The organism is Arthrobacter gandavensis, assembly GCF_015355785.1.
In the GTDB taxonomy this organism is placed as follows: Bacteria; Actinomycetota; Actinomycetes; order Actinomycetales; family Micrococcaceae; genus Arthrobacter_B; species Arthrobacter_B gandavensis_A.
The window spans coordinates 444,388-469,609 of record NZ_JADKYW010000003.1 but is presented as its reverse complement, the minus strand read 5'-3'; the positions used below and the strand labels follow the sequence as shown (position 1 = coordinate 469,609).

Genomic DNA, 25,222 nt, shown 5'->3' with positions numbered 1-25,222 from the left:
GGCGGCACGGTTTCCCGGCGGTCGTTGCGGTGGTGACGGTTGGGACCCCGGGAGTGCACAGGTGTCACGGTGCTGGGAGTCCCGACTGCGGCCCCAGCCCCGGCGGCCCACCCCGACGGCGGACCCCTCGCGGCGGCTCGGTTTCCCGGCCGTCGTTGCGGTGGTGAAGGTTGGGACCCCGGGAGTGCACAGGTGTCACAGTGCGTGGGAACCCGACGGTGGCCCCAGCCATAGCAGAAACCCAGCCCCGCAGAAGGCCGGCTACCGCCCGCCCGGCTACCGTCCCGAGACGAGGTCCGCAGCCCTGGCGATGGGCGACGTCGTGCTCCGGCCGTTGCGTTCGGCGCGGTCGGCAGCGTAGTACGCCGCGTACATCGCCTTCACCGCGATCCAGCGCAGCGGTTCAGGTTCCCATCTGCGGACCTTCCGGTTCACCCACGGCATGCGGGTGAGTTCGCTGCCGGGTTCAAGGACGAGGTCTCGCAGGGTGCGGGCCGCCAGGTTCGTGGCCGCGACGCCGGTACCCACGTAGCCGCCCGCCCACCCCAGGCCGGTCTTCGGATCCAGCCCAACAGTGGCCTTCCAGTCCCGCGGGACGCCCAGGACGCCGGCCCAGGCATGCTCAATCCGGGCCTCGGCAGCGGCAGGAAACATGTCCTGCAGCAGTGCGGTGAGGCTGGCGATGGTTTCCGGCTGGGTGGCGCCGTCGGTATCCGTGCGGGAACCGAAACGGTAGGGCACCCCGCGTCCGCCGAGGGCGATGCGCCCGTCGGCAGTGCGCTGCGCATACATGTAGGCGTGGGCCATGTCTGCGACGGTGTCCATTGAATTCCAGCCGATCTGCCGCCAGACCGAGTCCGGGAGCGGTTCGGTGGCGATCATGGAGGAGTTCATGGGCAGCCATTCGCGGTGGTGGCCGCGCAGGTTCGCTGTGAAGCCCTCGGTGGCGCGCAGCACGTATCTTGCGCTTACCGTGCCGCGGTCGGTCACAGCGCGGCCGGGCTGGATGTCCGTCACGGTGGTTCCCTCATAAATGGGAACCCCAAGGCGTTCGACGGCGGTGGCCAGCCCGCGCACCAGCCGGGCAGGATGGATGCGGGCGCAGTGGGGATGGTGGACGCTGCCCAGGGCACCGGCAACCTGGATCCGCCGGGCTGTTTCGGCGGCATCTAGCAGGCGTGTTCCGGCCTCCGGCCAGGCCGCCTCGTCTTCGGCCCAGGCCAGCAGCCGTCCGAGCTGCGCCTCGTTGCGCGCAACATTGAGTTCCCCGCCCTTGGCTACGGCGGCGTCGATGCCCTCGGCGCCGGCAACCGCAATAACTTCATCCACGGTTTCATTGAGCAGTTCCTGGAACCGCCCCACGACGGCGCGGCCGTGGGATTTTACGTACTGGCTGCGGCCCCCGGTGATCGAGTTGGTGAGCCAGCCGCCGTTGCGTCCGGAGGCACCGAATCCCGCGAACCGGGACTCGAGTACTACCACGGACAGGTCCGGCCTGGCTTTCTTCAGGTAATAGGCAGTCCACAGCCCCGTGTAACCGGCACCGACGACGGCGACGTCCGCCTCTCGGTTCCCGTCCAGGCCGGGACGCGGATCCGGCAGGCCGGTTTCCGCGTACCAGAAGGAGACGTTGCCGTTTACCGGGGCTGTGGAGGTGCTCATCAGAGGTGGTTGAGTCCTTCCGTGAGGACCGCGCGGAGGATCGACTCAATCTGGTCGAACTCGGGCTGGCCGATCGTCAGCGGCGGGGCGAGCTGGATGACGGGGTCGCCGCGGTCATCGGCGCGGCAGTACAGGCCGGCGTCGTAAAGCGCGGTGGAAACGTAGCCGCGCAGCAGGCGCTCGGACTCGTCCGCGGAGAAGGTCTCCTTGGTGGCCTTGTCCTTCACCAGCTCGATTCCGTAGAAGTAGCCTTCGCCGCGGACATCGCCCACGATCGGCAGGTCCTTCAGCTTCTCCAGCGTGGCGCGGAAGGCGGGGGCGTTGGTCTTCACCCGGTTGAACAGGTCCTCGGCGTCGAAGATGTCCAGGTTGGCCATGGCGACGGCGGCGGAGGCCGGGTGCCCGCCGAAGGTGTAGCCGTGATAGAAGGTGGTGTCGCCCTTGGCGAACGGTTCGAACAGGCGGTCAGAGGCGATCATCGCGCCCAGGGGAGCGTAGCCGCTGGTGATGCCCTTGGCGCAGGTGATGATGTCCGGCACGTAGTCGAAGTCGGTTGAGGCGAACATTGAACCTACCCGGCCAAAGGCGCAGATTGTTTCGTCCGAGACGAGCAGGACGTCGTACTGGTCGCAGATCTCACGCACCCGCTTGAAGTAACCGGGGGGCGGTGGGAAACATCCGCCGGAGTTCTGCACCGGTTCCAGGAACACGGCGGCCACGGTGTCCGGACCTTCGAATTCGATGGCTTCGCCGATTCGGTCCGCGGCCCAGCGGCCGAAGGCCTCCGGATCCTCCAAGCCAACGGGTGCACGGTACTGGTTGGTGTTCGGCACGCGGAAGGCACCGGGAACAAGCGGCTCGAAGGCGGACTTCATGTCCGGGATGCCGGTGATGGACAAGGCGCCCTGCGGAGTGCCGTGGTACGCAACGGCACGGGAGATCACCTTGTGCTTGGTGGGCCGGCCGGTGAGCTTGAAGTACTGCTTGGCCAGCTTCCATGCGGATTCGACGGAGTCGCCGCCGCCGGAAGTGAAGAAGACACGGTTCAGGTCGCCGGGCGCTCCTGCGGCGAGGCGTTCGGCCAGGTCGATGGCCGGCGGGTGGGCATAGGACCACAGCGGCATGAAGCTCAGTTCGCGCATCTGGCGGGCGGCTGCCTCCGCCAGCTCTTCGCGGCCGTGGCCGACCTGCACCGTGAAGAGCCCGGCCAGGCCGTCAATCAGTTCGTGGCCGCGGTCGTCATAAATGTGGTGGCCTTTGCCGCGCGTAATAATCGGAACATTTCCACCGGCAACCGGTCCCGAGTGGCGGGCCATATGCATCCACAGGTGGTCCCGGGCCGCCTGCTGGCGGTCTGTTCCCCGCGGCGTCGTTGACGAAGAAGTTGAAGGCTGGACAGTTGTTTCGGTCATCTGGTGCCCCAGTTGTAGGCCTGCTTGCGCAGGGAGAGATACATGAAGGTTTCGGTGCTTGAAATTCCGGGAATGCTGCGGAACCGGTTGACCAGCAGCATCAGGTCCTGGTCGTTTTCGCACACCACTTCAGCCAGCAGATCGAACGAGCCGGCTGTGACAACGCAGTAGTCCACCTGATCAATGGCCGAGATGCGGTCGGCCACCGCCAGGACGTCATCGTTGACCCGGATCCCCAGCATCGCCTGCCGGGGAAAGCCCAGCTGCAGGGGATCGGTTACAGCGACGATTTGGACGATTCCGCTGTCCGTCAGTTTCTGGACGCGCTGCCGAACGGCCGCTTCGGAGAGACCAACAGCCTTTCCGATCGCGGCGTAGGATCGGCGTCCGTCCTCCTGCAGCTGTTCGATGATCGCTTTGGAGATGTCGTCGACGGAATGGTTTCCGGGCGCGGAATCCATGGTTAGCGCCACCTCCAAGTGCGGATTCGATAGCTGAGACTGCCTGAGTGGTAGCCATTGAATCTTTTATTTCATGCGAAATCAAGGCTTTTGAGAACCGAAAGCGTACTGATGTTAGGCATATTCATTTGGAAACCGTTGTGTAACAAAACTTTTACAACGAAAAGCCTTGTCTCCACGGAATTCGGTCTGGCACTATCAATCATCAACACCCGTCCGCAGTGCAGTAGTGCCAGCAAGGAGTTCCCATGTCGAAGCGCCCCGTGAACGATCCGATGCTACGGAGTATCGTCAACGCCCAGCTCTCCCGGCGGAAGCTGCTGATGGGTGCCGGTGGCCTGTCCCTCGCCGGCATGCTGGCTGCCTGCGGCACGGGAGGCGGAACCGGAGGCGGATCCTCCGCCAAGCCGAGCCCCGCAACCGACGTCTCGGATACGGACAAGGTCGTCAACTGGGCGAACTGGACCCTGTACCTGGACTACGACGACTCGACCCGTACCTACCCCTCGCTTGAGGCTTTCTCCGAAGCCACCGGAATCAAGGCCAATTACTCGGAGGACGTGGACGGCAATGACACGTACTTCGGAAAGGTCCAGGGCCAGCTGTCCTCAGGCCAGGACATTGGCCAGGACATCGTCACTCTGACTGACTGGATGGCGGCACGGCTGATCCGCCTGGGCTACACCCAGGAACTGAACCTGGCCAACATCCCCAACTCCAAGAACCTGCTCGAATCCCTTCAGAACGTGGACTTCGACCCGGGACGCAAGCACTCCCTCACCTGGCAGACCGGTTTCGCCGGAATCGCCTGGAACAAGGAAGCCTTCCCTCAGGGCCTCAAGTCCGTCTCGGATCTGTGGCAGCCCGAGCTCAAGGGCCGTGTGGAAGTCCTGGATGAAATGCGGGACACCATGGGCCTGCTCATGCTGGACCAGGGCGTGGACATCACCGGCGAGTGGGGCGAGGACGAGTTCGAGAACGCGCTGGACGTCCTGTCCAAGCAGATTGCTGACGGACAAATCCGCCAGGTCAAGGGCAACTCCTATAAGGAGGACCTCATTTCGGGAGACGCGCTGGCAGTAATCGGGTGGTCCGGCGACATCACGCAGCTGAACTTCGAGGAGGGGGACAAGTGGGAGTTCGCCATTCCGGAGGCCGGCGGCACGCTTTGGTCGGACAACCTGCTGGTACCCATCGGGGCCACCCACAAGACCAACGCCGAGAAGCTCATGGACTACTACTACGATCCCGTGAATGCGGCTACCGTAGCGGCCTACGTGAACTACGTCTGCCCGGTTGAGGGTGCGCGGGAAGCCATGGAAGCGATCGATCCCGATCTCGTCGAGAACCCGCTGATCTTCCCGTCAGACGAGTTCCTCGCCAGCACCCACGTGGTGCGGACCCTCACCCCGGACGAAGAGACCGACTTCAGCGACCGCTTCCAGACCGCGATCGGAAACTAGGCACCATGAGCACCACAGAACTTTCCCGGGACCCCGGCGCCATCAAGGGGACCGGAGCGGACCTCGTCCTTTCCGGAGTCACCAAGCGTTTCACCGAGTTCACGGCCGTGGACAACCTGGACCTTGTCATCCCGTCAGGCTCCTTCTTCGCCCTGCTCGGACCCTCGGGCTGCGGAAAGACCACCACCCTGCGGATGATCGCCGGACTGGAACAGCCCACAGCCGGCACCATTTCGATTGGCGGCAAGGACATCACGGGCACCAGCCCGTACCAGCGCCCGGTCAACACCGTGTTCCAGAACTACGCATTGTTCCCGCACATGAGCGTGCTGGACAACGTGGCCTTCGGGCTCAAGCGCCGCAAGATCCGCGACGCCGAAGCCCAGGCAAAGGCTGCACTCGAACTCGTGGAACTGGCGCACTTGGGTGCGCGCCGCCCGGCGCAGCTTTCCGGCGGCCAGCAGCAGCGCGTCGCCCTCGCCCGCGCCGTCGTCAACCGGCCCGCCGTGCTGCTCCTCGACGAGCCGCTCGGCGCGCTGGACATGAAGCTGCGCCGCCAGATGCAGGTTGAACTGAAGAAGATCCAGACCGAAGTCGGCCTGACCTTCGTCCACGTCACCCACGACCAGGAAGAGGCCATGACCATGGCGGACACCGTGGCCGTGATGAACCACGGCGAGGTTGAGCAGATGGGCCCGCCGCAGGAACTGTACGAACTTCCGCGAACCGCTTTTGTCGCGAACTTCCTGGGCAAGTCCAACCTCATGCCGGCCACGGTCACCGGTGAGGCGGGGCAGTACCTGCAGATCGACGTCGCGGGCAACTCCCTGACCCTGCTCAAGGAGCGGGCCACGGACCACACCGGGAAGATCCTGGTGGGCATCCGTCCGGAGAAGCTGCGGATGGAAGCCGACGCCGCTGCTGCCGCACCCGGTTCGATCCGCGGCGTGGTGCTCGACGCTTCCTTCACCGGTGCCAGCACCGAATACCTGGTCGACGCCGAGGGCATCGGCACCGTCGGCGTATTCGCACAGAACCACGGCGGGCCCCTGTTCAACGACGGGGACCGGGTGCGTCTTGCCTGGGATCCCGAGCATGCCTTTGGCCTCAGTGGAAGCGAGGACCGGGAGGCCGGCGCCGGAGAGGACGGCTTCTAATGGCGCTCCTCACCGCGGGCAAGGCCACCGGCACCGGGCCCAGCGCCGCGGAGGAGGAGGCCAGCAAGCGCCGCGGACGGATCGGCTACCTCCTGATCCTGCCCGGGTTCATCTTCCTGCTGCTCTTCTTTGCGATGCCGGTGCTGTCCCTGCTGGCAACCTCGCTCTACATCAAGCCTGAAGGTGCCGACGTCGGGCAGTTTGTTCCGGCCCTTGAATTCGGCAACTACGTGGTGGTGCTGCAGAACTACTGGCCGGCGGTGCTCCGATCCTTCGGCTTCGCACTGATCGCCACGGTCGCCGCGCTGGCGATCGGCTACCCGATGGCCTACCTGGTGGCGGTGCGGCTGCGGGACCGGAAGCTGCTCAAGGGCATCCTGCTGGTGCTCATCATCGCGCCGTTCTTCACCAGTTTCATCCTGCGCACCCAGGCCTGGAAGCAGATCCTGGCTGATGAGGGCCCGGTGGTTTCGGTGCTGCGGGCGGTGTCCCTGCTGCCGGAAGACGGACGGCTCACGGCCACGGCCTTCGCCGTGATCTGCGGCCTGACGTACAACTTCCTGCCCTTCATGACGCTGCCCATCTACGCCAACCTTGAACGCTTGGACACCCGGCTGATCGAGGCCGGCGGGGACCTGTACGCGAACGGCTTCACCACCTTCCGCAAGATCACCTTCCCGCTTTCCCTTCCGGGCGTCATGGCCGGGACCCTGCTGACGTTCATCCCCGCCACCGGCGACTACGTGAACGCCGCGCTGCTCGGCAACAACCAGAACACCACCATGATTGGCCAGGTCATCGACTCGCGGTTCTTCCGGGTGGTGGACTACCCGGGCGCCTCGGCGCTCTCCTTCCTGCTGATGCTGGCGATCCTGTTCCTGGTGATCCTGTACGTCCGGCGCTTCGGCACCAAAGAACTGATGTAAGGAACCAAACATGAAACAAAAACTGGGCCGCTGGCTCGTGCCGGTGTTTGGCGGACTGGCCTTCCTTTTCCTCCTGGTTCCGATCGTTTACGTTTTCGCGTTCTCCTTCAACGACGCCGGACGCACCAACCTTTCATGGCGCGGCTTCACGCTGGATAACTGGAAGAACCCCTGCGGTGCTCCGGGCGTCTGCGAAGCGCTCGGCAACAGCCTGCAGGTGGGGCTCGCGGCAACGCTGATTTCGACGGCGCTGGGCACAGCGATCGCCGTCGGGCTGGTCCGCTACCGCTTCAAGTTCAATGCGACCGCGAACATGCTGATCTTCCTGCCGCTGGCGACTCCCGAGGTGGTACTGGGAGCCTCGCTGCTGGCGCAGTTCCTGAACATCGGAGCTGAGCTGGGCATGGGCACCGTGATCATCGCGCACTCCATCTTCTGCATCTCCTTCGTGGTGGTGACGGTCAAGGCCCGCGTAGCGAGCCTCGACCCGAAGCTGGAGGAAGCGGCCGGGGACCTCTACGCCTCGCCGGTCCAGGCGTTCTGGCGGGTCACCTTCCCGCTGCTGCTGCCGGGCATCGTGGCGGCCGCGCTGCTTGCCTTCGCGATGAGCTTTGATGACTTCATCATCACCAACTTCAACTCGGGAAACCTGGACACGTTCCCGAAGTTCATTTACGTGGCGGCTACCCGGGGCATCCCGGCGCAGGCCAATGTGATTGGCTCGGCCATGTTCATCATTTCCCTGCTGGTCGTGATCGGCGGACAGGTCCTGGCACACCGCCGGGCCAAGATGCTGGCGGCCCGCTAGGGCCCGGCGAGCAGTTCCCGGAGGCGCCGCGCGTTCTGAACCGCGGCGCCTCCGCCGTCGTTATTGAAGTACGCATAAACATCCCGCCCGCCGGCCCGCCACTCCCGGATGCGGCCGGCCCACCACCGCAGGTCCCGGTCCGGATAGGAGCCCGCATAGAGGGAATGTTCGTCCGGCCCGTGCAGGCGCACATAGACGAAGTCCGCTGTGGCTTCCAGGATGCAGGGCAGCTGGGCCCCGCTCATCACGCAGTAAGCGGCGTTGTACCGGGACAGCAGGGAATAGACTTCGGAGTTGTTCCAGGACCCGTGGCGGAACTCGACTGCTGTGCGGATGCCGTCCGGGAGGCCAGCGAGCACTGTGCCCAGCCGCTCGTCGTCGCGCTCAAAATCCGGCGGCAGCTGCAGCAGGAGGACACCTGCCCGGGATCCAAGCTGCTCCCAGCAGCGGCGTATCCTGCCGATCCATTCCCGGGGTTCCCGCAGCTTGCGGGCATGCGTCAGTCCCCGCGGAGCTTTCACGGAGAACTCGAATCCTTCCGGCAGCCGGGCCCGGTAACGGGCAAAAGCCTCCTCGCGCGGCCACCGGTAGAAACTCCCGTTGAATTCCACGGTGCTGAACTGCCCGGCGTAGTACTCCAGCCACTTCGCCGTCGGTACGCCTTTTGGATACAGCACTCCGCGCCAGTCCCGGTAGGTCCAGCCGGAGGTTCCGATCAGCAGCTGCCCCATCGACGCTCCCTTCTGTCCGGTGGAACCAAGGTACTCCCGGGCCGGCGAAAACTGCCCGGCGGCGTACCCATGGGCAGGGGGTGAACGGCAGACTGGAAGCGGAGCCTCAGACGGCCGTCGCTGCCCGGGAAAGGACCTGTCATGAATTCGCCAGAACAGCCGCAACAGCCTGACCAGCCGGACCAGCCGGACCAGCCTGACCCGCCGGACCAGCCGGCCCGGCGGGGGATCTACCTGCGGATGGTCCGGAACCTCCGGGCACAGCCGGACGCCGTGTACAACGCCTGGACGGACCTCACCCACGTCACGGACTGGTGGGGGCCGGAGGGATTCATTGTTCCAGCGGACCGGGTGCGCATGGAGAACAGGGAAGGCGGCCGCTACCAGGCCTGCATGGTGAATACCATCACGGGGGACGAGTTGTGGTGGGGCGGAACCCTTGAACGGCTTGACCCGCCGGAACACCTGTCGATGACCCAGCAGTGGGAACAGCCGGACGGCAGCCCGGCCAGCAACACCACGCTGATCGCCGTGGATTTGGAAGCGCGCAAGGACGGAACGCAGATGTCCTTCGCGCAGGGACCCTTTCCCACTGCGGCGGAAAGGGACAGTCATGAAACGGGCTGGAACTCGTCCTTTTCCCGGCTGGCGGCGTTTCTGGCACGGCCGTCCTGAAATAACCCCGGGGGTCCTTCGGTTGTACTGCTAAGCCCACCCAGTGCAACGAAAGGCCAGCTGTCCCATGACGTACCCGCTTTCAATCCTCGACTTCGCCTCCATTGAAGAGGGCGGGACTGCAGCCGAATCCTTCCGGGACAGCCTGGCGCTGGCCCGGCACGCCGAAAAGCTCGGCTACCGCCGCGTCTGGTACGCCGAGCACCACAACATGCCCACCATCGCTTCGTCGGCAACGAGCGTACTGATCTCCTTCATCGGAGCCAACACCTCCACCATCCGGCTCGGCGCCGGCGGCATCATGCTGCCCAACCATGCTCCGCTGACCATTGCCGAACAGTTCGGCACCCTGGAGTCCCTGTATCCGGGGCGGATCGATCTTGGCCTCGGCCGCGCCCCGGGCAGCGACCAAAAAACCATGCGTGCCCTCCGCCGGGATCCAATGTCCGCGGACAGCTTCCCCCGTGACGTCCAGGAGCTGCAGGGTTACCTCACCGGCAACAGCCTGATTCCGGGCATCGATGCCATTCCGGGCAAGGGCACCAACGTGCCGCTGTACATCCTCGGCTCTTCACTGTTCGGTGCCCGTCTCGCCGCCGCGCTGGGCCTGCCGTACTCCTTCGCTTCCCACTTCGCTCCGCAGGCGCTGCAGGACGCCGTCGCGCTCTACCGGCGCGAGTTCCAGCCCTCCGAGCAGCTTGCCGAGCCGTACGTGATCGCCGGGGTCAATGCCCTCGCCGCGCCCACCACCGAAGAGGCGGAGGCAATCTTCAAGCAGTCCCAGCGGCGGCGGGTCACGCAGCTGCTTGGCAAGGACCGCACCTACACGGATGAAGAGGCAGACCTGGTGCTTGAATCGCCGGCAGGCCAGCACATCAAGATGATGGGCCACTACTCCGGCGTCGGAACCCCGTCCGAAGTCCGGTCCTATCTGGACTGGTTCGCCGGGCATGCCTCGGCTGATGAGCTCATCGTGGCTACGCATGCTCCCACCCTCGAGCAGCGCCTGCGTTCGTTCACGCTGCTGGCCGAGGCGGCGGAGCTCATCCCCGCCTAACCCAAATCCACCGAGATGGCAGAAACTGCCCGTTTGAGGCTTCAAACGGGCAGTTTCTGCCATCTCGATTAAGGGAGCAGCGGATGTGCGGTGGTAGAACGACGGCGGCTTCCCGGCAGCGCGCTGTGCCAGAATCTAGGCATGGAAACTTCTGCCCACGTCATCCGGGTTCGAGTGCCCATGCGCTGGTCCGACATGGATGCGTACGGCCACATCAACAACGTTGAAGTCATCCGGATGCTGGAAGAAGCCAGAATCCTGGCATTTGGCCCGCCCGGCGGCACCGGTGCGCCGGGAACGGAGCCTCCGGTTCCGCTCTTCAATACTGTTCCGCCGAACACGCAGTCCCTCGTCTCGGAGCACAGGGTCAAGTACCTCGCCCCGCTCGAATACCGGAACGTTCCGGCGGACGTGGACATCTGGTTCAGCTCCGTCAAAGGAGCCAGCCTGACTATTTCGTACCTGGTGTCGGACCCGGTGACCAGCAAGCCGTGCATGAAGGCCGAAACCACGCTGGCGTTCGTGGACGGCACCAGCGGGGCGCTGCAGCGGGTCTCTTCCCGGCAGCGCCAGCTGCTGCATCAGTACACCGGCGCGTCTGTCTTCGCCTGACGGGTCCCGGGCGGAAGTCCGGGGGACTACCATCTGAGTCAGCTGCCTGCCTGAGGTGCCGGGGAACCATCCACTGCTGGAGGAGGCACATCCGTGTCGAATGATCCGTGGTACAGCCTTGGCATAACGCCCGTCGAAGCCCTGTGGGTGGTGGTCTCGGCCGTCGGCATCTATGCCGTGTTCTTCGTCCTGATCAGGGGCTTCGGCCAAAGGTCACTGGCCAGCTGGTCCACCCTGGACAAGGCCATCGTCATTGCCCTGGGCGGCGTCGTAGGGCGGGTCATCCTTGGCTACACGCCTACCCTCGCTGCCGGGATCATTGGACTCCTGACCCTGTTCACCATGATGCGGCTGGAAGAGTACCTCCGCCGCACCAAGCGGGGCGTCTACCTCAGCAGCAGGCCGGTACTGCTGATGGCCGGGAACGAAATCCTGGCTGACAACCTGAGGAAAGCCCGCATCCAGAATGACGAGCTTTATTTCAAACTGCGCCAGGCCGGGATCCACAACTTTTCCGAGGTTTCAATAGTGTTGCTTGAGCCCACCGGAGACGTGAGCGTGCTGCGGAGGGGAGTGCCGGTGGAACGCGAGCTCCTGCGGCGCGTGGCTGACAGGGACCGGATTCCCGGTGAGCTTCTGCTGCCGGAGCGGGACAGACGCCCCGGCTCCTAGCGGAACTCCAGGGGCCGGCTCCGCCCTGATGCACGATTAGGCGTTTGGGGGGATCCCGTGTAGAGTCTTTCTCAGTTGTTGTGTTGCGCATTTTGTATTTCAAGCGGCGAAACCCAAACGGGCTAGCCGCTTTTCTGTAAAAGCGGTAAAGGAACACCGCGACTGAAACCTCCCGAAGGTCGGGAAGTGTTTCAATCCAGAAGGAATATTAAAATGGCTACAGGTACCGTGAAGTGGTTCAACTCCGAAAAGGGCTTCGGCTTCATTGAGCCGGACGACGGCAGCGCCGACGTCTTCGCTCACTACTCCGCTATCAACTCCAGCGGCTACAAGTCCCTCGAAGAGAACCAGAAGGTCTCCTTCGACACCGAGCAGGGCCCCAAGGGTCCGCAGGCTACGAACATTCAGGGCCTCTAATTTCAGAAGCCTAGACGCCGCCGCTAAGGCAGGCCTCTAAAAAGAAGAGCAGGACGGGCAACCGTCCTGCTCTTCTTGCTTAACCACGGTCCCGCGCCGCCGAGATGACAGATAAGGCTCGTTTGGACGCTCAAACGAGCCTTATCTGCCATCTCGATGGGTTTGGTTGGGGGAGACAGGGAAAGAGGAAGCTAGTCCTGTACCCGGACAGCGGCTTCGCGGAGATACTGCTCCACGCGGGTATACGCGTCCTGGGTGAGTGCGCGCCAGAACTGCATGGCCAGGCGCGGCTCTTCTTCCTCCATCCGCGCGATCTCCTCCGCAGGCAGCCGCCACACCTCCACAGCGCCGTCGGCCTTGACCGTGGTTTCCTGCCGCTTGTCCTCACCCAGGGCCATTTCACCGAACGTCATGCCGGCACCGAGCCGGTTCAGTTTCACCCGGTGTCCGTCGGATCCGGGCATGAGGGTCTGCACATGTCCGGACGCAATGAAGTAAACGCCGCTAAAGCGCTGGCCGATCCGGCGGATCACGTCGCCGTCGTCGAACATCAGCTTTTCCATTCGCGCGGCTACGTCCTTTGAATCGGTCTCGTCCATGGGGGCCAGGGCAGGCGAGTTGACCGGCAGGATCCGCGCAGGCTGCACCAGGTCCGCCGCATGCCGGCCCAGCAGCTCCTCCTCGCACCACTCAACCGCGGCTGACCGGGTGGCGAAGGACTGAATGCTGTGGCCGTCCTCCATCAGGCTTTCGGCCACGGCACCTGCGGAGTCCACGATGGCCAGGGCGCGGCCGGAATCAGTCAGCATTTGGGCGGCTTCAGCGAACATGCGCATCGCCACCCCGGACACCTCATCAACGCTGCGCAGGTCCAGGACCACCAGTTCGACGTCGTCATCCAACGAAGCGAGTTCACGCACCATGGCTTCGGCACCGGCGAATAGCAGGTCACCGTTCAGTTCCAGGATCCGGGCCCGGCCAACGTTGGCACGCAGCACGTTGGCTGCTTCCTCGCTGCGGCGGATCCCGGAGGGGGTGGTGCCGATGTCGTAGGAACCGCGCAGGGCGGACCGGCCTGTCCGCCCGGCGCGGACGAAGTGCAGTTCAAGGTCACGTGAAAGGCGCTGCGCGACGGCGACGCCGCGCACGCTGCTGCCGTGTTCGTCCAGCGGCGGCGAGTAGACAGCGAGTCCGATCTGTCCGGGAAGCACGGCAATGGTGCCGCCCGCTACGCCGGACTTCGCCGGCATGCCGACGCTGCTCATCCAGGCGCCGGCGTCGTCATACATTCCGCAGGTGGCCATGACGGAGAGCACTCGTTCCACCGGGGCAATGTCGAGCACCTGATCGTTGGTGAGCGGATTGCGGCCGCTGTTCGCCAGGGTGGCCGCCATCATGGCCAGGTCAAGAGTGGAGACCATGACCGAGCACTGCCGGAAATAGTCCTCAATCACCGGCGTGGGATCCGATTCAATAATGTCGAAACTGCGCAGCAGGTATGCCAGCGCGTGGTTGCGGTGGCCGGACTTGAGCTCGGACTGGTAGATCCGTTCACTGACGGAGAGCTGGCGGCCGGCGAACGCCGAATAGGTATTAAGAATCCGCTTGAACCTCGAATTGCCGCCGGACCCGCGGACCAGCGACGTAGCAGTGAGCGCGCCGGCATTGATCATTGCATTTGCCGGACGTCCCGAGCCTTCGGCGAGTGAAATCTCGTTGAATGAATCACCGGACGGTTCCACGTCGACCTTCGCATCGACGTCGTCCATGCCGCGGTCCGCCAGGGCAAGGCTGTAGGTAAACGGCTTGGAGATCGACTGGATGCTGAACTCTTCGCGGGTATTCCCTACTTCGTACACGTACCCGTCCGCAGTCGCCAGGACTATGCCGAAGTTGTTCGGATCGACGTTGGCCATCGCAGGGATGGAGCTGTAGGGCTTGCCGTCTTTCAGGTCCGCTATCTCGGTGTGGATTCGCTGCAGGTAATGATCGATCGGGGAGTCCATCCAACCAGCCTACGGGGCCGCGGAAACCCCGTGACCTGACCGTTACCTCTGTGTATACTGGCCGCAGTTGTTGTGTTGAGCGTTTTGACTTGAAGCGGCGAACCCCGAATCCAGGGACAGCCGCTTTTCTTGTCTGACGCTGCGTGAAACACTTCAGCTGGAAACTCCTCGACGGTCGGGGATGTTTCGCTTCAGAAGGATGATTAAAAATGGCAACAGGCACCGTGAAATGGTTCAACTCCGAAAAGGGCTTCGGCTTCATCGAGCCCGATGACGGCAGCGCCGATGTTTTCGCCCACTACTCCGCCATCAATGCGAGCGGCTACCGCTCCCTCGAAGAGAACCAGAAGGTTAGCTTCGATACCGAACAGGGACCCAAGGGCCCCCAGGCGGTAAACATCCAGGCTGTCTAACTAAGACTCCCGGCCCACTTCACGGGCCAGCTGGACACAGATGCAGGACGGTTTCCGTCCTGCATCTGTTGTTTAAGCGATGGGTTGACGTAACGCGGTACGCGAAACCGGTGCACTTCTGTCTATACTCCTAAAAGCTTCAAGAACTGCGGCCGCCAAGCTCCGACTTGGCCGCATACCAACCCCACGCTCGTTGGGTGGTTCGGATGAAGAAGCGGCCTGCACTCGCCCTCCGGGGCAGCCGGTGCCAGGCAAGAGCACGCCGAAAGGACCGGCGCCCGGCGCCGCACCCATGGATAATTCTGAGTTCCCTCCCGCAAGCGGCCTGAATGCCGTCAGCCTCCAGGACTATGGGTCCCTGGTGAGTATTCGGGAAGCCTTCGTGGACTTCCTGCTGGGCGAACCGGCCGCCGCGGCATGAGCGGTCCTTCGGGACTGCTTCTGGATACCCCCGTCGTGGCGGAGGTCCGCAGCGGGTCCCCGGACCGCGCCGTCGTCGAGTTCCTCCGCAGGCGCAGCCATCTGCGCGTCTTCGTTTCCGCGCTGACCGTGGGCGAGCTCGAATCAACCACACCCGGATGGCTATTGGAACTGTCTTCCCGCTTTGCGGAGAACATCCTCCCGGTGGACTGCGAGGTTGCCCTGCTGTGGCGGACGTTGCCGCCCCCGGCGCCGGAGGACGTCCGCGGCTGCCTGAAGACGTGGCTGGCGGCAACGGCCCTGGCGCGCAACCTCACGGTTGTGACTGCTGAGCCTGAGGTCTTTGCGGACTGCGGTGCGCGCACTGTTAGCCCATCCACGGAATTCGGCTGAGTGCAACCCCTTGTGAGAGAATTCATTGTCCCGGGCGAGGCCGGGCACACTTCCGCGTGCTGTCTTGGCGCCGCGGACACTCGCACGTTAGGAATTCCTGGCCGATGGCTGAAAACACTTCCCGCGCGGACGCGGTACCGCATTCGGAACGGATCGACGATGACGGCGGCAAAGCTGCCAAATGGAAAATAGTTGGCCCCGGACTTGTGGTTGCGGCCACGGGCGTCGGAGCTGCGGACATGGTCGCCACCCTGGTGGCCGGTTCCCGTTACGGCTACGGACTGCTGTGGGCGGTTATCCTCGGCGTCATCCTGAAGATCATCCTGGTTGAAGGCGCGGGCCGCTTCACGCTCGCCACCGGCAAGACAATCTTTGAAGGCTGGCGCTCCCTTGGCCGGTGGACCACCTGGTACTTCGGTCCGTACATCATGATCTGGGGCTTCGTTTACGGAGCCACAGCCATGTCCTCGGCCGCTCTTCCGCTGGCAGCCGTCTTCCCGTTCCTGCCGCTGTGGGCCTGGGCAATCCTCATGGGCCTGGCAGGTTTTGTGATGGTCTGGTTCGGCAAGTATGCCACCTTCGAAAAGATCACGGCCGGCCTGGTTGGCCTGATGTTCGTCACCGTCGTAGGCCTTGCCATCATCGCCACCCCCAACATCCCGGAGATGTTCAAGGGCCTGGTGCCGATGATCCCGGAAGGCGGAGTGGTTTACACCCTGGCGCTGGCCGGCGGCGTTGGCGGCACCATCACCCTCGCGGCCTACGGATACTGGCTGCGTGAAAAGGGCTGGTACACGCCCAAGTGGATGAAGGTGATGCGCATCGACAACTCGATGGCATACGTCATGACGGGCATCTTCGTCATTGCCATGCTCATTGTCGGTGCCGAGGTAGTACGCACCGCAGGCATTACCCTCAGCGCCGGAGACAAGGGCCTCCTCGACCTCTACGACGTGCTGAAGCTCGAATACGGAGACTTCGTGGGCACCGGCTTCCTGGTCGGTTTCTGGGCCGCGTCCTTCTCCTCCATCATCGGCGTCTGGAACGGTGTCTCCCTGATGTTCGCCGACTTCTGGGGCAACATGCGCGGCAAGGAATCGGGACACCCGGATACCCGCGTGGGCGGCAAGTACTTCAAGTTCTACGTCCTGTGGCTGACCTTCCCGCCCATGATCCTGTTCGCCCTGGGCCAGCCCATCGGCCTGATCCTGGCCTACGGTGTGCTTGGCTCCCTGTTCATGCCGTTCCTGGCTGTCACGCTTTTGGGACTGCTTAACGGCAAGCGGATTCCCAAGGAATGGGCCAACCGGCTGCACACCAACATCGCGCTGGGCATCACCGCCCTGCTGTTTATCATTCTCGGCCTGCAGCAGGCCTGGAAGGCTCTCGCACCGGTCTTCGGCGGGGAGTAACCCAAGGCCCCGGGCCCGGTCCCGCCGCCGGTTCCGGAGAGCGGGATCTAAGCACCGGAAAACTGCCCTGCCACGCATCAGCGGGGCAGGGCAGTTTAGCGCATCGGTCCTTCATCTTCGAGGGAAAAACACAGTTCGAAAATATGTAGCCGGACCCCAGGTGCGCGCTGGAAACCCTCCGTTACGCTGTTGTGGCGAGAGAAGGTTGCAGCATGGAAATCAGCGCAGCGGGTGGCCTGAATCGTGTGATTGCGGGCCGGTACCGACTCATCGAACCAATTGGCCACGGTGGCATGGCCACCGTCTATAAGGGACTGGATGAAGCTCTCGGCCGAGACGTAGCCGTGAAGCTCTTCCGGGCCAGTGCCGTTGATCCCGACGACGTCGGGCGGCAGGAAACCGAAATGCGGCTTCTGGCGTCCCTCTCCCATCCCGGGCTCGTCACCCTGTACGACGCGGGCAAGGACGACGCCGGCCGGGACGACGGCCCGGACGGCGAGCCGCGGGCCTACCTGGTCATGGAACTGGTGGATGGCCCGGACCTGCGCAGGCGCCTGCGTGAGAGCCCGGTGCCCGGCGCCAACGTAGCCTACGTGGGAGCGGAGCTCGCCGGAGCCCTGGCCTACATCCACACCCGGGGAGTGATTCACCGGGACGTGAAACCGGCCAACATCCTCCTGCCTCCGGCCATCGCGGGCACGGCGCCACGCGCCAAGCTCACCGACTTCGGCATTGCCCGGATGCTCGACGGCGCCCGGTACACAGCGACCGGAGCCACGCTTGGCACCGCCAATTACCTGAGCCCCGAACAGGCGTCCGGACAGTCCGCGTCAGCGGCTTCGGACATTTACTCAATGGGCCTGGTGCTGCTCGAATGCCTGACCGGGAGGATCGAGTTTGGCGGCAGCCCGTTGGAGGCCGCAGTCTCTAGGCTGAGCAGGGATCCGGAAATCCCACCGTCGCTGGGTCCTCGGTGGTCCTCGCTGCTGACCGGCATGACCGAGCGGGACCCGGAGTCACGACCGACTGCAGCGGAAGTCTCGGCGGCTCTCCTGGACTACCGCTGGGCGGTTCCGGCTGCCGTGGCCGAGCGGGCACCGGAGACCGGGCCGGTTCCTGAGGCACACGTCTCCGGCGAAACAACGGCCGACGGCGCTGCAGGAGTTTCCCTCCCGCCCGGCGCGGGTGCGCCTGGCCGGGCAGAACCGGCTGAACCGGCCGGGAATGCCGCCTCAAGCCGCGGCTCCGACCTCCGCACACCTGCAATGGAACGGGCCGCCGCCGCCTACCTTGCCAGGGATGAATCCGACCATCCGGATATCCACACTCCAGCCGCACCTCCCACCCCGCCCTCCATCGGGCGGGTCGCCCCCGCCGCCGCGGGAGCGGGGAGCGAATCCGGTGAGGGACGCGCGAACGGGTCCAGGGCGGCCCTCGCCCCGGCAGCCGCCCTTCCGCTGCAGCCGGGCCGGGCCGTGCTCGCAGGACGTGCGCTGCTGGCGGTCCTGGCGATGACCGTGCTGACTGTCGCCGTCGTGCTGGCCGCAGGCAGGGTCGGCGCGGACGACTCGGTGAACCGTTCGCCGGTGCCCGGGCAGGTCGGCGGAACCAGCACGGGCAGCCCTCCGTAAGTCCCGGCGCCCGGAAACGTACACACGGCGGTGTTAGGTTCGCACGGCCACTTTCTCGCATACTGGACAGATGAGTTTTCCGGCGTTATCCGAGACTGACCGCTGCCCGTGCCTGAGCGGTGAGACCTACCGGCACTGCTGCCGGCGCTTCCACGCAGGTACGTCCCCCGCACCCACCGCGGAGGCGCTGATGCGTTCGCGCTACACGGCCTTCGTCACCGGGGACACGGACTACCTTGTCCGCACCTGGCATCCCAGCTCCCGGCCCGCGCACCTGGACCTTGACCCGGAGATGAACTGGCGGCGGCTGGACATTGTCTCCAGCGTTGCCGGCTCTCCGCTGGATTCCACCGGCACCGTCACGTTTGAAGCCCATTACCGCCTGGACGGAGCGCACGGCGTCCAGCGTGAACGCAGCACCTTCGTACGCGAAGGAGGGCGATGGCTGTACGTAGCGGGCGACTAGGGGGCCGGTGCCTTCCCCCGGCTGCGCGGCAAGCCTAGGGTTAACAAGCGTCCGACGGCGGGCCCGTCACCCCGGGCCTGCACAGGGAAGACTCCCGAACAGGCGTACGCGCCTGCCAGTGGTCGGACCCCCAGCAGAACGAGGACACCATGAAAGCACTCGTTTACGAAGGCCCCGGTCAAAAAGCCTGGAAGGACGTCCCGGATCCCACGATCCAGGACCCGCGCGACGTGATCGTGAAGATCGACACGACAACCATCTGCGGCACGGACCTGCACATCCTGAAGGGCGACGTTCCTGCCGTGTCACCGGGACGCATCCTCGGCCATGAAGGGGTGGGAACCGTTACCGAGACCGGGTCCGGTGTCACCAACTTCAAGACGGGGGACAAGGTCATCCTGGCCTGCGTGTCAGCTGACGGCTCCTGCAGCTTCTGCAAGGAGGGCCTGTATTCGCACTGCACCGGATCCGAAGGCCAGTCAGGCATCGGCTGGATATTTGGGCACCTCATCGACGGCACACAGGCCGAGTACGTTCGGGTTCCGTACGCAGACACCTCCATGTACATCCTTCCGGAGGGTGTGCCTGCGGAGCACGGCGTGCTGCTGAGCGACATCTTCCCAACCGGATTCGAGATGGGCGTGCAGTACGGCCGGACCAAGCCGGGCGACGTCGTAGCGGTCAGTGGTGCCGGGCCTGTTGGCCTGGCCGTTATCTCCACAGCGGGCCTGTACGGCGCTGCCAAGATCATCGCGGTGGACCTGGACCAGAACCGGGTGGACCAGGCGCGGCGTTTCGGTGCCACCCACGGGGTCAATTCGGGAGACTCCGACTGGAAAGAGCAGATCATGTCCCAGACGGACGGCTGGGGCGTGGACGTCGCCGTGGAGGCGGTGGGCATTCCGCGGACCTTCGAAATGTGCACGGAGATCGTCCGTCCCGGCGGCAGCGTGGCGAACGTCGGCGTCCACGGCAAGCCGGTCAGCCTGGCCCTGGAGCGGCTCTGGATCGAGAACATCGACATCAGCATGGGCTTGGTCAACACGGACACCCTGTCCATGCTGCTGAAGCTCATGGCTGAGGGGAAGCTTCCGGCCGAGCAGTTCATCAGCCACCGCTATCCGCTCGATGACATGATGACCGCGTACGACACCTTCGCGCGTGCCGCGGAAACCGATGCGCTGAAGGTGATTCTCACGGCCTCCTAGTCCTTCTGCGCCGGTTTTGGCCGGCAGCAGCCGGGCCGGCAAGAATACTGGAAAGTGCGGTGCGCAGCAGCGCACCGCACTTTCCAGCGTCATCCACCTGATCCAGGGGCTGCTGCGCCTAACCCTTCCTGGATTTTGACCCCTTTGACTCCTTGGACTCCTTGAGGTCCTTCGCGGCCTTCACCGCTGCGGCAGCCGCGGTCGCTTTCACCGGCGTCGGGACCTTCACGACCTTGGTTTTAGTCCTGGTCCTGCTTTTGGTATCCAGCACCAGGGCGGCGGCGATTCCCAGCATCCAGATGTCCTTGGCGAACGGCACACCCGCAGCGCTGGGCCGGATGCCGTCCTCCTCAGTGAAGTCCGGGGTCTTCAGGTACATCCTCATCATCCCTCCGGAGAAGGCGCCAAGGATTAGGCCCGCGAGGCGGCTGGGCACGAACGGAGTCAGCATGGTCAGCCCAACGCCGATCTCGGCGGCGCAGAGCAGTTTTCCGAAGCGCGCCGGTTCCAGGTCCAGGACCTGCGGGAAGGCGTTGCCGGCCAGGTGCTGCAGCCCGGCGGCGGACTCGTCGTCCAGGCTGCGCTTATTCAGGCCCGAATTGAGGATGTAGGCGCCGGTAGTGAGCCGCAGCGGAATGTGGCTGAGTTTCATGGTGGGTCCTAACGGAGAGGGCAGTTTCCACGCATGAGCCTACGGCTGCACCCCGAACGGGCGGAAGAGGCCGCGGGGTATGCAGGCGGAAGAACCTGAACCCGGATGCGTCCCCGGACGTGGGCCAACAGCGCATGGCCGGGAGATGCACATTCGGTGCGGGAGGATCAACATGCCGACGCAAACTGCCCCCGCGGGCACGATTTCTGCTTTTATTAAGGAAGGTACTGGGAAACCCGTAATCGACACGAGAAGGTCACCAATGGATTACCTCCCGGCCGAGCACCCCCGGCCGCGACATTTCATCCTTCATCTGAGCGACACCCACCTCCTGGCTGGACCGGATCCGCTGTATGGAACGGTGGACAGCCGGGCCAAGCTGATCTCCCTCTTCGAGCGGCTGGCCGAGGCAGAGCGCAAACCCGAAGCCATCGTCTTTACCGGCGACCTGACGGACAAGGGCGAACCGGAAGCCTATGATCAACTTCGCTCAATCGTAGAGCCGGCCGCAGAGCGGATGGGGGCCAAGGTCATTTGGGTCATGGGCAACCATGACAAGCGGCAGCACTTCAAAGAGCGGCTCCTGGACGAAGCACCTGACATGGCGCCGATGGACCGCGTCTATGAGGTCAACGGCCTGCGGATCGTGACCCTGGACTCGACGGTGCCGGGATACCACCACGGAGAACTCAGCGACTCCCAGCTTTCCTGGCTGCGGTCCGTCCTGCGGACCCCCGCCCCGGAGGGCACCATCCTCGCGCTGCACCATCCGCCCGTTCCCAGCGTCCAGGACCTGACAGTCCTGGTGGAGCTGCGCCACCAGCGGGACCTCGCGGCGGCCCTGTCAGGATCCGATGTCCGCGCTGTCATCGCCGGGCACCTGCACTATTCAACCTTCACCACTTTCGCCGGAATCCCGGTCTCGGTGGCGTCGGCAACCTGTTACACCCAGGACCTGGCAACGCCGGGAACCCGGGGCCAGGACGCGGGCCAGGGCTTCAACATGATCCACGTGTACGAGGACTCGGTGGTCCACTCCGTGGTGCCGCTGGAGGAAAGCAGCACCGTAGGCGAGCGGGTGGACGAAACAGAGACCCGCCGTCGGCTGGAGGCAGCGGGACGGCGGATCCTGGACGCCCGTACGCTCAGCAACGCCTAGCACCGCCGAGATGGCAGAAACTGGCCGTTTCAGCCTCCAAAGGAGCAGTTTCTGCCATCTCGTTAGAGTTCGTCGGGATCCGGTTCCGGTCCGAGGTTGAAGAACCGTCCGCTGATGGAAGTGGGCGTCAGCTCCACGAAGCGGTACTTGGGAGTGCTGACCCAGGGCTTCAGCGGAAGCTTTTCGGCTTCCTCGATCTCTGCGCTGTGGTCCAGCTCGCGGCACGTTCCCTTGATGATGACGGACCACGCCTCGTCGCTCAGAATGCCGTCGGTCTCGAATGCTACGTGGGAGTTGATGGTCACGCCGGCCAGTTTGGTGCCGGGCGCAGTCCGGAACAGCAGGACGCCGTCGTGTGCGTAGTAGTTGATGGGAAAAATGTCGGGCTGGTTGCCCACGCTGAAGGCGAGCCGCCCATGGAACGTCTTCTCGACATACTTCCAGGCTTCTTCTTCCGTCAGCTCAACAACCGGAGGCCGTTCTTCAGTAGTCATGCCACCAGTCTGCCAACCCCGGCTCCGTGCCGCCAGAGACTTGTTCCGTAACCGCACGGCTCCTTCAACCTGCACCGCAGGCGCCGAAACGGTAAGCTTACTGACCTAATCGGCACGACCTCGACTGAGAGAGAGCATGATGACGGACGACAAGCAGTATTCGCCCCGGGAACACCTGACCACTCGCCAGGGCCACCCTGTCTCGGATAACCAGAACACCCGCACGGTGGGGTCCCGCGGACCGGCGACCCTGGAGAACTACCAGCTTCTCGAGAAAATCAGCCACTTTGACCGGGAGCGGATCCCGGAGCGCGTGGTCCACGCCCGCGGGTTCGTGGCCTACGGCGAGTTCGAAGCAACGGGCAAGTGGGGCGATGAACCCATTTCCCGGTACACGCGGGCCAAGCTTTTCTCGGAGCCGGGCAAGAAGACCGACGTCGCCATCCGCTTCTCAACGGTGATCGGCGGCCGCGACTCGTCCGAAGCAGCACGTGACCCCCGCGGCTTTGCGGTGAAGTTCTACACCGAAGACGGCAACTGGGACATGGTCGGCAACAACCTCGGAGTCTTCTTCATCCGTGATGCGATCAAGTTCCCGGACGTCATCCACTCCCTGAAGCCGGATCCCGTGACCTTCCGCCAGGAACCGGCCCGGATCTTCGACTTCATGTCCCAGACGCCGGAGTCGATGCACATGCTGGTGAACCTGTTCAGCCCGCGCGGCATCCCCGCAGATTACCGGCACATGCAGGGCTTCGGCGTGAACACCTACCGCTGGGTCAACGCCGGGGGCGAGTCGAAGCTGGTGAAGTACCACTGGCAGCCGCGGCAGGGCGTGAAGTCCCTGACCGAGGAAGACGCTGCGAACATCCAGGCGGGCGATCTCGGCCATGCCTCGAAGGACCTTTACGAGGCTATTGAGCGCGGCGACTTCCCGCAGTGGGACCTGTACGTGCAGATGATGGATGACCACGACCACCCGGAGCTGGACTTCGACCCGCTCGATGACACCAAGACCTGGCCCGAAGAGGTCTTTGTGCCGCAGCTTGTTGGCACCATGACCCTGAACCGGAACGTCTCCGACCACCACAACGAGAACGAACAGATCTCCTTCGGCACCGGTGTGCTGGTGGACGGCCTCGAGTTCTCCGATGACAAGATGCTGGTGGGACGCACGTTCAGCTACTCGGACACCCAGCGCTACCGCGTGGGTCCGAACTACCTGCAGCTTCCGGTCAACTCCGCGAAGAACGCGAAGGTTGCCACGAACCAGCGGGGCGGGCAGATGTCCTACGGCACCGACCTGGCGCCGGGACAGAACCCGCACGTCAACTACGAGCCGAGCATCACCGGCGGCGTCCAGGAAGCTCCGAAGCAGGTGCCGTCCGCCGTGGGACCGGAGCTGGAAGGCCGCCTGACCCGGGAACGGATCGAGCGGACGAATGACTACCTGCAGGCCGGCCAGCGCTTCCAGCTGATGGAGCAGTGGGAGAAGGAGGATCTGGTCAGGAACTTCGTGGACAACATTGCCCAGGCGGCCCGTCCGGTGCAGGAGCGCATGCTGTGGCACTTCTACATGTGCGACGACGAACTGGGTTCGCGCGTAGGCGAGGGCCTGGGCATCGGGCTGGCTGAGATCAAGGACCTGGGACCGCTTCCCGCGCAGACCCTGACCGAAGAGGAACTGGGACGGGTCAAGAACCTCGGCAGCAACGGCCCGCGGAACGTGGAGGGCCTGACCATGACCCACTGTGTCCCGAACGAGCACGTGGTGGTTTCCCGCTAGTTCCTGCGCACTACCGTTCCACGCCAACGGCGGCCGGCCCAACCGGCCGCCGTTCGTGCATCCGGCCCGTTTCGGCGTCCCCTGGACAGTTCCTGCCACATGGGTGTCTTCCCCTCGGTGGACGGGACGGCTGCGATCACCGTTGCGAAGATCCGGCAGCGGCAACGAACCCCCGGAACAGCCGCAGGTCCTCCGGATTCTGTTCAGGATGGAACTGCACTCCAAGGACCCAGCTGCCGGTGCCGGGCAGTTCCAGGGCTTCGATGGTGCCTTCCGGTGCCACTGCCGTGACAGCCAGGCCGTGACCGAGTTCGGCGATGCCCTGGTGGTGGTAGCACGGGGCGCTGGCTTGCGGGCCGAGCAAGGACGAGACCAGGGAGCCCGGAGCGGTGGTGAAACGCACCTCCCCGAAGACTCCGGGTGAGGGTTGGTAGGTGGCTTCCGGACGGACAACGGGCAGGTGTTGGATCAGCGTGCCGCCCAGCGCCACGTTCAGAACCTGGGCGCCCCGGCAGATGGCAAGCAGCGGCAAGCCCCGGTTCAAGGCGGCCCGGGTCAGGGCCAGGTCATGGGTGTCCCGATGCGGCTGGCTGACCGTCAGCGGGTGCCGTTCGTGCCCGTACAGGGCCGGATCCACGTCTGTCCCGCCGGCGGTGATGAGTCCGTCCAACCGGTCCAGGACGTGTTCCCCCGTTGCTACCGGCGGCAGGAGCACCGGAACGCCGCCCGCAGCCGCCACTGCCTCGACGTACGTACCGGGGATCAGCGCTGCGGGTCTTTGCCAGACCCCCCAGGCCGCTTCCTGGTAGTACGTGGTGATGCCGATCAGCGGCCGCTCCGTACTGCCGGGGGACTGGGCCTCAGAGCCGCTCAACGCCACGCTCGCGCTCTCCCAGACGGTGGTTGAGCGGCCTTGCGCTGCCAGCCGGTGTTTGAGCCGACCTGCGTGCAGCCGACCCGGGCCTTAGCCATGCTGGTTCCTCGGTTTCCCTTCGGTTCCCCGTTCGCCGGAGCTGGGCGGTGCAGGAACAATCCATGTGAAAGCAATCCATGTGAAGCAGAGCCGTGCAGCGAGGTGCTGGCGCATGGGATGCACCGGACTAATTCCAGTCCACGGATGTGGAAGAAG

26 protein-coding genes and 1 riboswitch are annotated in these 25,222 nt (G+C 64.5%); of the genes, 18 read left to right on the top strand and 8 right to left on the bottom strand.

The window, feature by feature from the left end; translation table 11 throughout:
* Positions 1–276: 276 nt before the first annotated feature.
* From ITX31_RS03480 to ITX31_RS03470, 3 genes are read right to left on the bottom strand one after another with little or no spacing between them, the layout of a single operon-like run.
* Entirely contained in the window at positions 277–1,662 is a 1,386-nt protein-coding gene (locus tag ITX31_RS03480; RefSeq protein ID WP_194782062.1) for an NAD(P)/FAD-dependent oxidoreductase, read from the bottom strand.
* Positions 1,662–3,074, bottom strand: a complete 1,413-nt coding sequence (locus ITX31_RS03475; RefSeq protein ID WP_194782061.1) for an aspartate aminotransferase family protein — start codon at positions 3,072–3,074, stop codon at positions 1,662–1,664. The genes ITX31_RS03480 and ITX31_RS03475 overlap by 1 nt, the downstream gene beginning before the upstream one ends.
* Positions 3,071–3,535 (bottom strand): Lrp/AsnC family transcriptional regulator, encoded by a 465-nt coding sequence (locus ITX31_RS03470; RefSeq protein WP_194782060.1) that lies wholly within the window; start codon positions 3,533–3,535, stop codon positions 3,071–3,073. The genes ITX31_RS03475 and ITX31_RS03470 overlap by 4 nt, the downstream gene beginning before the upstream one ends.
* 248 nt (positions 3,536–3,783) lie before the next feature.
* Between ITX31_RS03470 and ITX31_RS03465 the strand changes: the two genes are divergently transcribed.
* From ITX31_RS03465 to ITX31_RS03450, 4 genes are read left to right on the top strand one after another with little or no spacing between them, the layout of a single operon-like run.
* Positions 3,784–4,998 carry an ABC transporter substrate-binding protein gene (locus ITX31_RS03465; protein ID WP_194782059.1) on the top strand — a complete coding sequence of 405 codons (1,215 nt, stop codon included), beginning with the start codon at positions 3,784–3,786 and terminating at the stop codon, positions 4,996–4,998.
* A gap of 5 nt (positions 4,999–5,003) precedes the next feature.
* Positions 5,004–6,155, top strand: a complete 1,152-nt coding sequence (locus tag ITX31_RS03460; protein WP_194782058.1) for an ABC transporter ATP-binding protein — start codon at positions 5,004–5,006, stop codon at positions 6,153–6,155.
* Positions 6,155–7,081: an ABC transporter permease gene (locus ITX31_RS03455; RefSeq protein ID WP_194782057.1), complete on the top strand. Its 927-nt coding sequence runs from the start codon at positions 6,155–6,157 to the stop codon at positions 7,079–7,081. Before ITX31_RS03460 ends, ITX31_RS03455 begins: the two co-directional genes overlap by 1 nt.
* A gap of 10 nt (positions 7,082–7,091) precedes the next feature.
* Positions 7,092–7,889 (top strand): ABC transporter permease, encoded by a 798-nt coding sequence (locus tag ITX31_RS03450; RefSeq protein ID WP_194782056.1) that lies wholly within the window; start codon positions 7,092–7,094, stop codon positions 7,887–7,889.
* On the opposite strand, the gene ITX31_RS03445 is transcribed toward ITX31_RS03450, so the two are convergent.
* Positions 7,886–8,620 carry a DUF72 domain-containing protein gene (locus ITX31_RS03445; protein WP_194782055.1) on the bottom strand — a complete coding sequence of 245 codons (735 nt, stop codon included), beginning with the start codon at positions 8,618–8,620 and terminating at the stop codon, positions 7,886–7,888. The two genes, ITX31_RS03450 and ITX31_RS03445, sit on opposite strands and share 4 nt — an antisense overlap.
* A gap of 141 nt (positions 8,621–8,761) precedes the next feature.
* Here ITX31_RS03445 and ITX31_RS03440 point away from each other — a divergent pair, with 141 nt between their 5' ends.
* From ITX31_RS03440 to ITX31_RS03420, 5 genes are all read left to right on the top strand, one after another.
* Entirely contained in the window at positions 8,762–9,295 is a 534-nt protein-coding gene (locus ITX31_RS03440) for an SRPBCC family protein (RefSeq protein ID WP_194782054.1), read from the top strand.
* 67 nt (positions 9,296–9,362) lie between these two features.
* On the top strand, positions 9,363–10,352 hold the full coding sequence (locus tag ITX31_RS03435; protein WP_194782053.1) for an LLM class flavin-dependent oxidoreductase: 990 nt from the start codon (positions 9,363–9,365) through the stop codon (positions 10,350–10,352).
* 141 nt (positions 10,353–10,493) lie between these two features.
* Positions 10,494–10,964, top strand: a complete 471-nt coding sequence (locus ITX31_RS03430; RefSeq protein WP_228528930.1) for an acyl-CoA thioesterase — start codon at positions 10,494–10,496, stop codon at positions 10,962–10,964.
* A gap of 93 nt (positions 10,965–11,057) precedes the next feature.
* Positions 11,058–11,636 (top strand): DUF421 domain-containing protein, encoded by a 579-nt coding sequence (locus tag ITX31_RS16045; protein ID WP_194782052.1) that lies wholly within the window; start codon positions 11,058–11,060, stop codon positions 11,634–11,636.
* Between the two features lie 213 nt (positions 11,637–11,849).
* A complete protein-coding gene (locus ITX31_RS03420) occupies positions 11,850–12,053 on the top strand; it encodes a cold-shock protein (RefSeq protein WP_055240158.1) in 204 nt (67 codons plus the stop codon).
* A 191-nt stretch (positions 12,054–12,244) separates the two neighbouring features.
* On the opposite strand, the gene glsA is transcribed toward ITX31_RS03420, so the two are convergent.
* Positions 12,245–14,059, bottom strand: a complete 1,815-nt coding sequence (gene glsA / locus ITX31_RS03415) for a glutaminase A (protein ID WP_194782051.1) — start codon at positions 14,057–14,059, stop codon at positions 12,245–12,247.
* A 209-nt stretch (positions 14,060–14,268) separates the two neighbouring features.
* On the opposite strand from glsA, the gene ITX31_RS03410 reads away from it, so the two are divergent.
* The 7 genes from ITX31_RS03410 to ITX31_RS03385 all read left to right on the top strand — a co-directional run bounded on the left by ITX31_RS03410 (position 14,269) and on the right by ITX31_RS03385 (position 20,002).
* Positions 14,269–14,472, top strand: a complete 204-nt coding sequence (locus ITX31_RS03410) for a cold-shock protein (protein WP_066298618.1) — start codon at positions 14,269–14,271, stop codon at positions 14,470–14,472.
* A gap of 137 nt (positions 14,473–14,609) precedes the next feature.
* A riboswitch (SAM riboswitch) is annotated at positions 14,610–14,736 on the top strand.
* A 28-nt stretch (positions 14,737–14,764) separates the two neighbouring features.
* Complete coding sequence (locus ITX31_RS15955) at positions 14,765–14,893, top strand: hypothetical protein (RefSeq protein ID WP_267240580.1); 129 nt, start codon at positions 14,765–14,767, stop codon at positions 14,891–14,893.
* On the top strand, positions 14,890–15,285 hold the full coding sequence (locus ITX31_RS03405; protein ID WP_194782050.1) for a hypothetical protein: 396 nt from the start codon (positions 14,890–14,892) through the stop codon (positions 15,283–15,285). Before ITX31_RS15955 ends, ITX31_RS03405 begins: the two co-directional genes overlap by 4 nt.
* Before the next feature lie 104 nt (positions 15,286–15,389).
* Entirely contained in the window at positions 15,390–16,697 is a 1,308-nt protein-coding gene (locus tag ITX31_RS03400; protein WP_194782049.1) for an Nramp family divalent metal transporter, read from the top strand.
* Between the two features lie 212 nt (positions 16,698–16,909).
* Complete coding sequence (locus ITX31_RS15750) at positions 16,910–18,328, top strand: serine/threonine-protein kinase (protein WP_228528929.1); 1,419 nt, start codon at positions 16,910–16,912, stop codon at positions 18,326–18,328.
* 70 nt (positions 18,329–18,398) lie between these two features.
* Positions 18,399–18,794: a YchJ family protein gene (locus ITX31_RS03390; protein WP_194782048.1), complete on the top strand. Its 396-nt coding sequence runs from the start codon at positions 18,399–18,401 to the stop codon at positions 18,792–18,794.
* 149 nt (positions 18,795–18,943) lie between these two features.
* Complete coding sequence (locus tag ITX31_RS03385) at positions 18,944–20,002, top strand: zinc-dependent alcohol dehydrogenase family protein (protein WP_194782047.1); 1,059 nt, start codon at positions 18,944–18,946, stop codon at positions 20,000–20,002.
* Positions 20,003–20,120: 118 nt separating this feature from the next.
* On the opposite strand, the gene ITX31_RS03380 is transcribed toward ITX31_RS03385, so the two are convergent.
* A complete protein-coding gene (locus ITX31_RS03380) occupies positions 20,121–20,654 on the bottom strand; it encodes a hypothetical protein (protein WP_323745569.1) in 534 nt (177 codons plus the stop codon).
* 262 nt (positions 20,655–20,916) lie between these two features.
* Between ITX31_RS03380 and ITX31_RS03375 the strand changes: the two genes are divergently transcribed.
* Positions 20,917–21,813 (top strand): phosphodiesterase, encoded by an 897-nt coding sequence (locus ITX31_RS03375; protein WP_194782046.1) that lies wholly within the window; start codon positions 20,917–20,919, stop codon positions 21,811–21,813.
* A 62-nt stretch (positions 21,814–21,875) separates the two neighbouring features.
* Here the strand turns inward: ITX31_RS03375 and ITX31_RS03370 are convergent, their stop codons facing one another.
* The gene (locus tag ITX31_RS03370) at positions 21,876–22,307 is read right to left on the bottom strand and encodes a pyridoxamine 5'-phosphate oxidase family protein (protein WP_194782045.1); all 432 of its coding nucleotides are present in this window, start codon (positions 22,305–22,307) and stop codon (positions 21,876–21,878) included.
* 136 nt (positions 22,308–22,443) lie between these two features.
* Here ITX31_RS03370 and ITX31_RS03365 point away from each other — a divergent pair, with 136 nt between their 5' ends.
* Positions 22,444–24,093 (top strand): catalase, encoded by a 1,650-nt coding sequence (locus tag ITX31_RS03365; protein WP_323745568.1) that lies wholly within the window; start codon positions 22,444–22,446, stop codon positions 24,091–24,093.
* A gap of 136 nt (positions 24,094–24,229) precedes the next feature.
* Here the strand turns inward: ITX31_RS03365 and ITX31_RS03360 are convergent, their stop codons facing one another.
* A complete protein-coding gene (locus tag ITX31_RS03360; RefSeq protein ID WP_323745567.1) occupies positions 24,230–24,973 on the bottom strand; it encodes a gamma-glutamyl-gamma-aminobutyrate hydrolase family protein in 744 nt (247 codons plus the stop codon).
* Between the last annotated feature and the right edge of the window lie 249 nt (positions 24,974–25,222).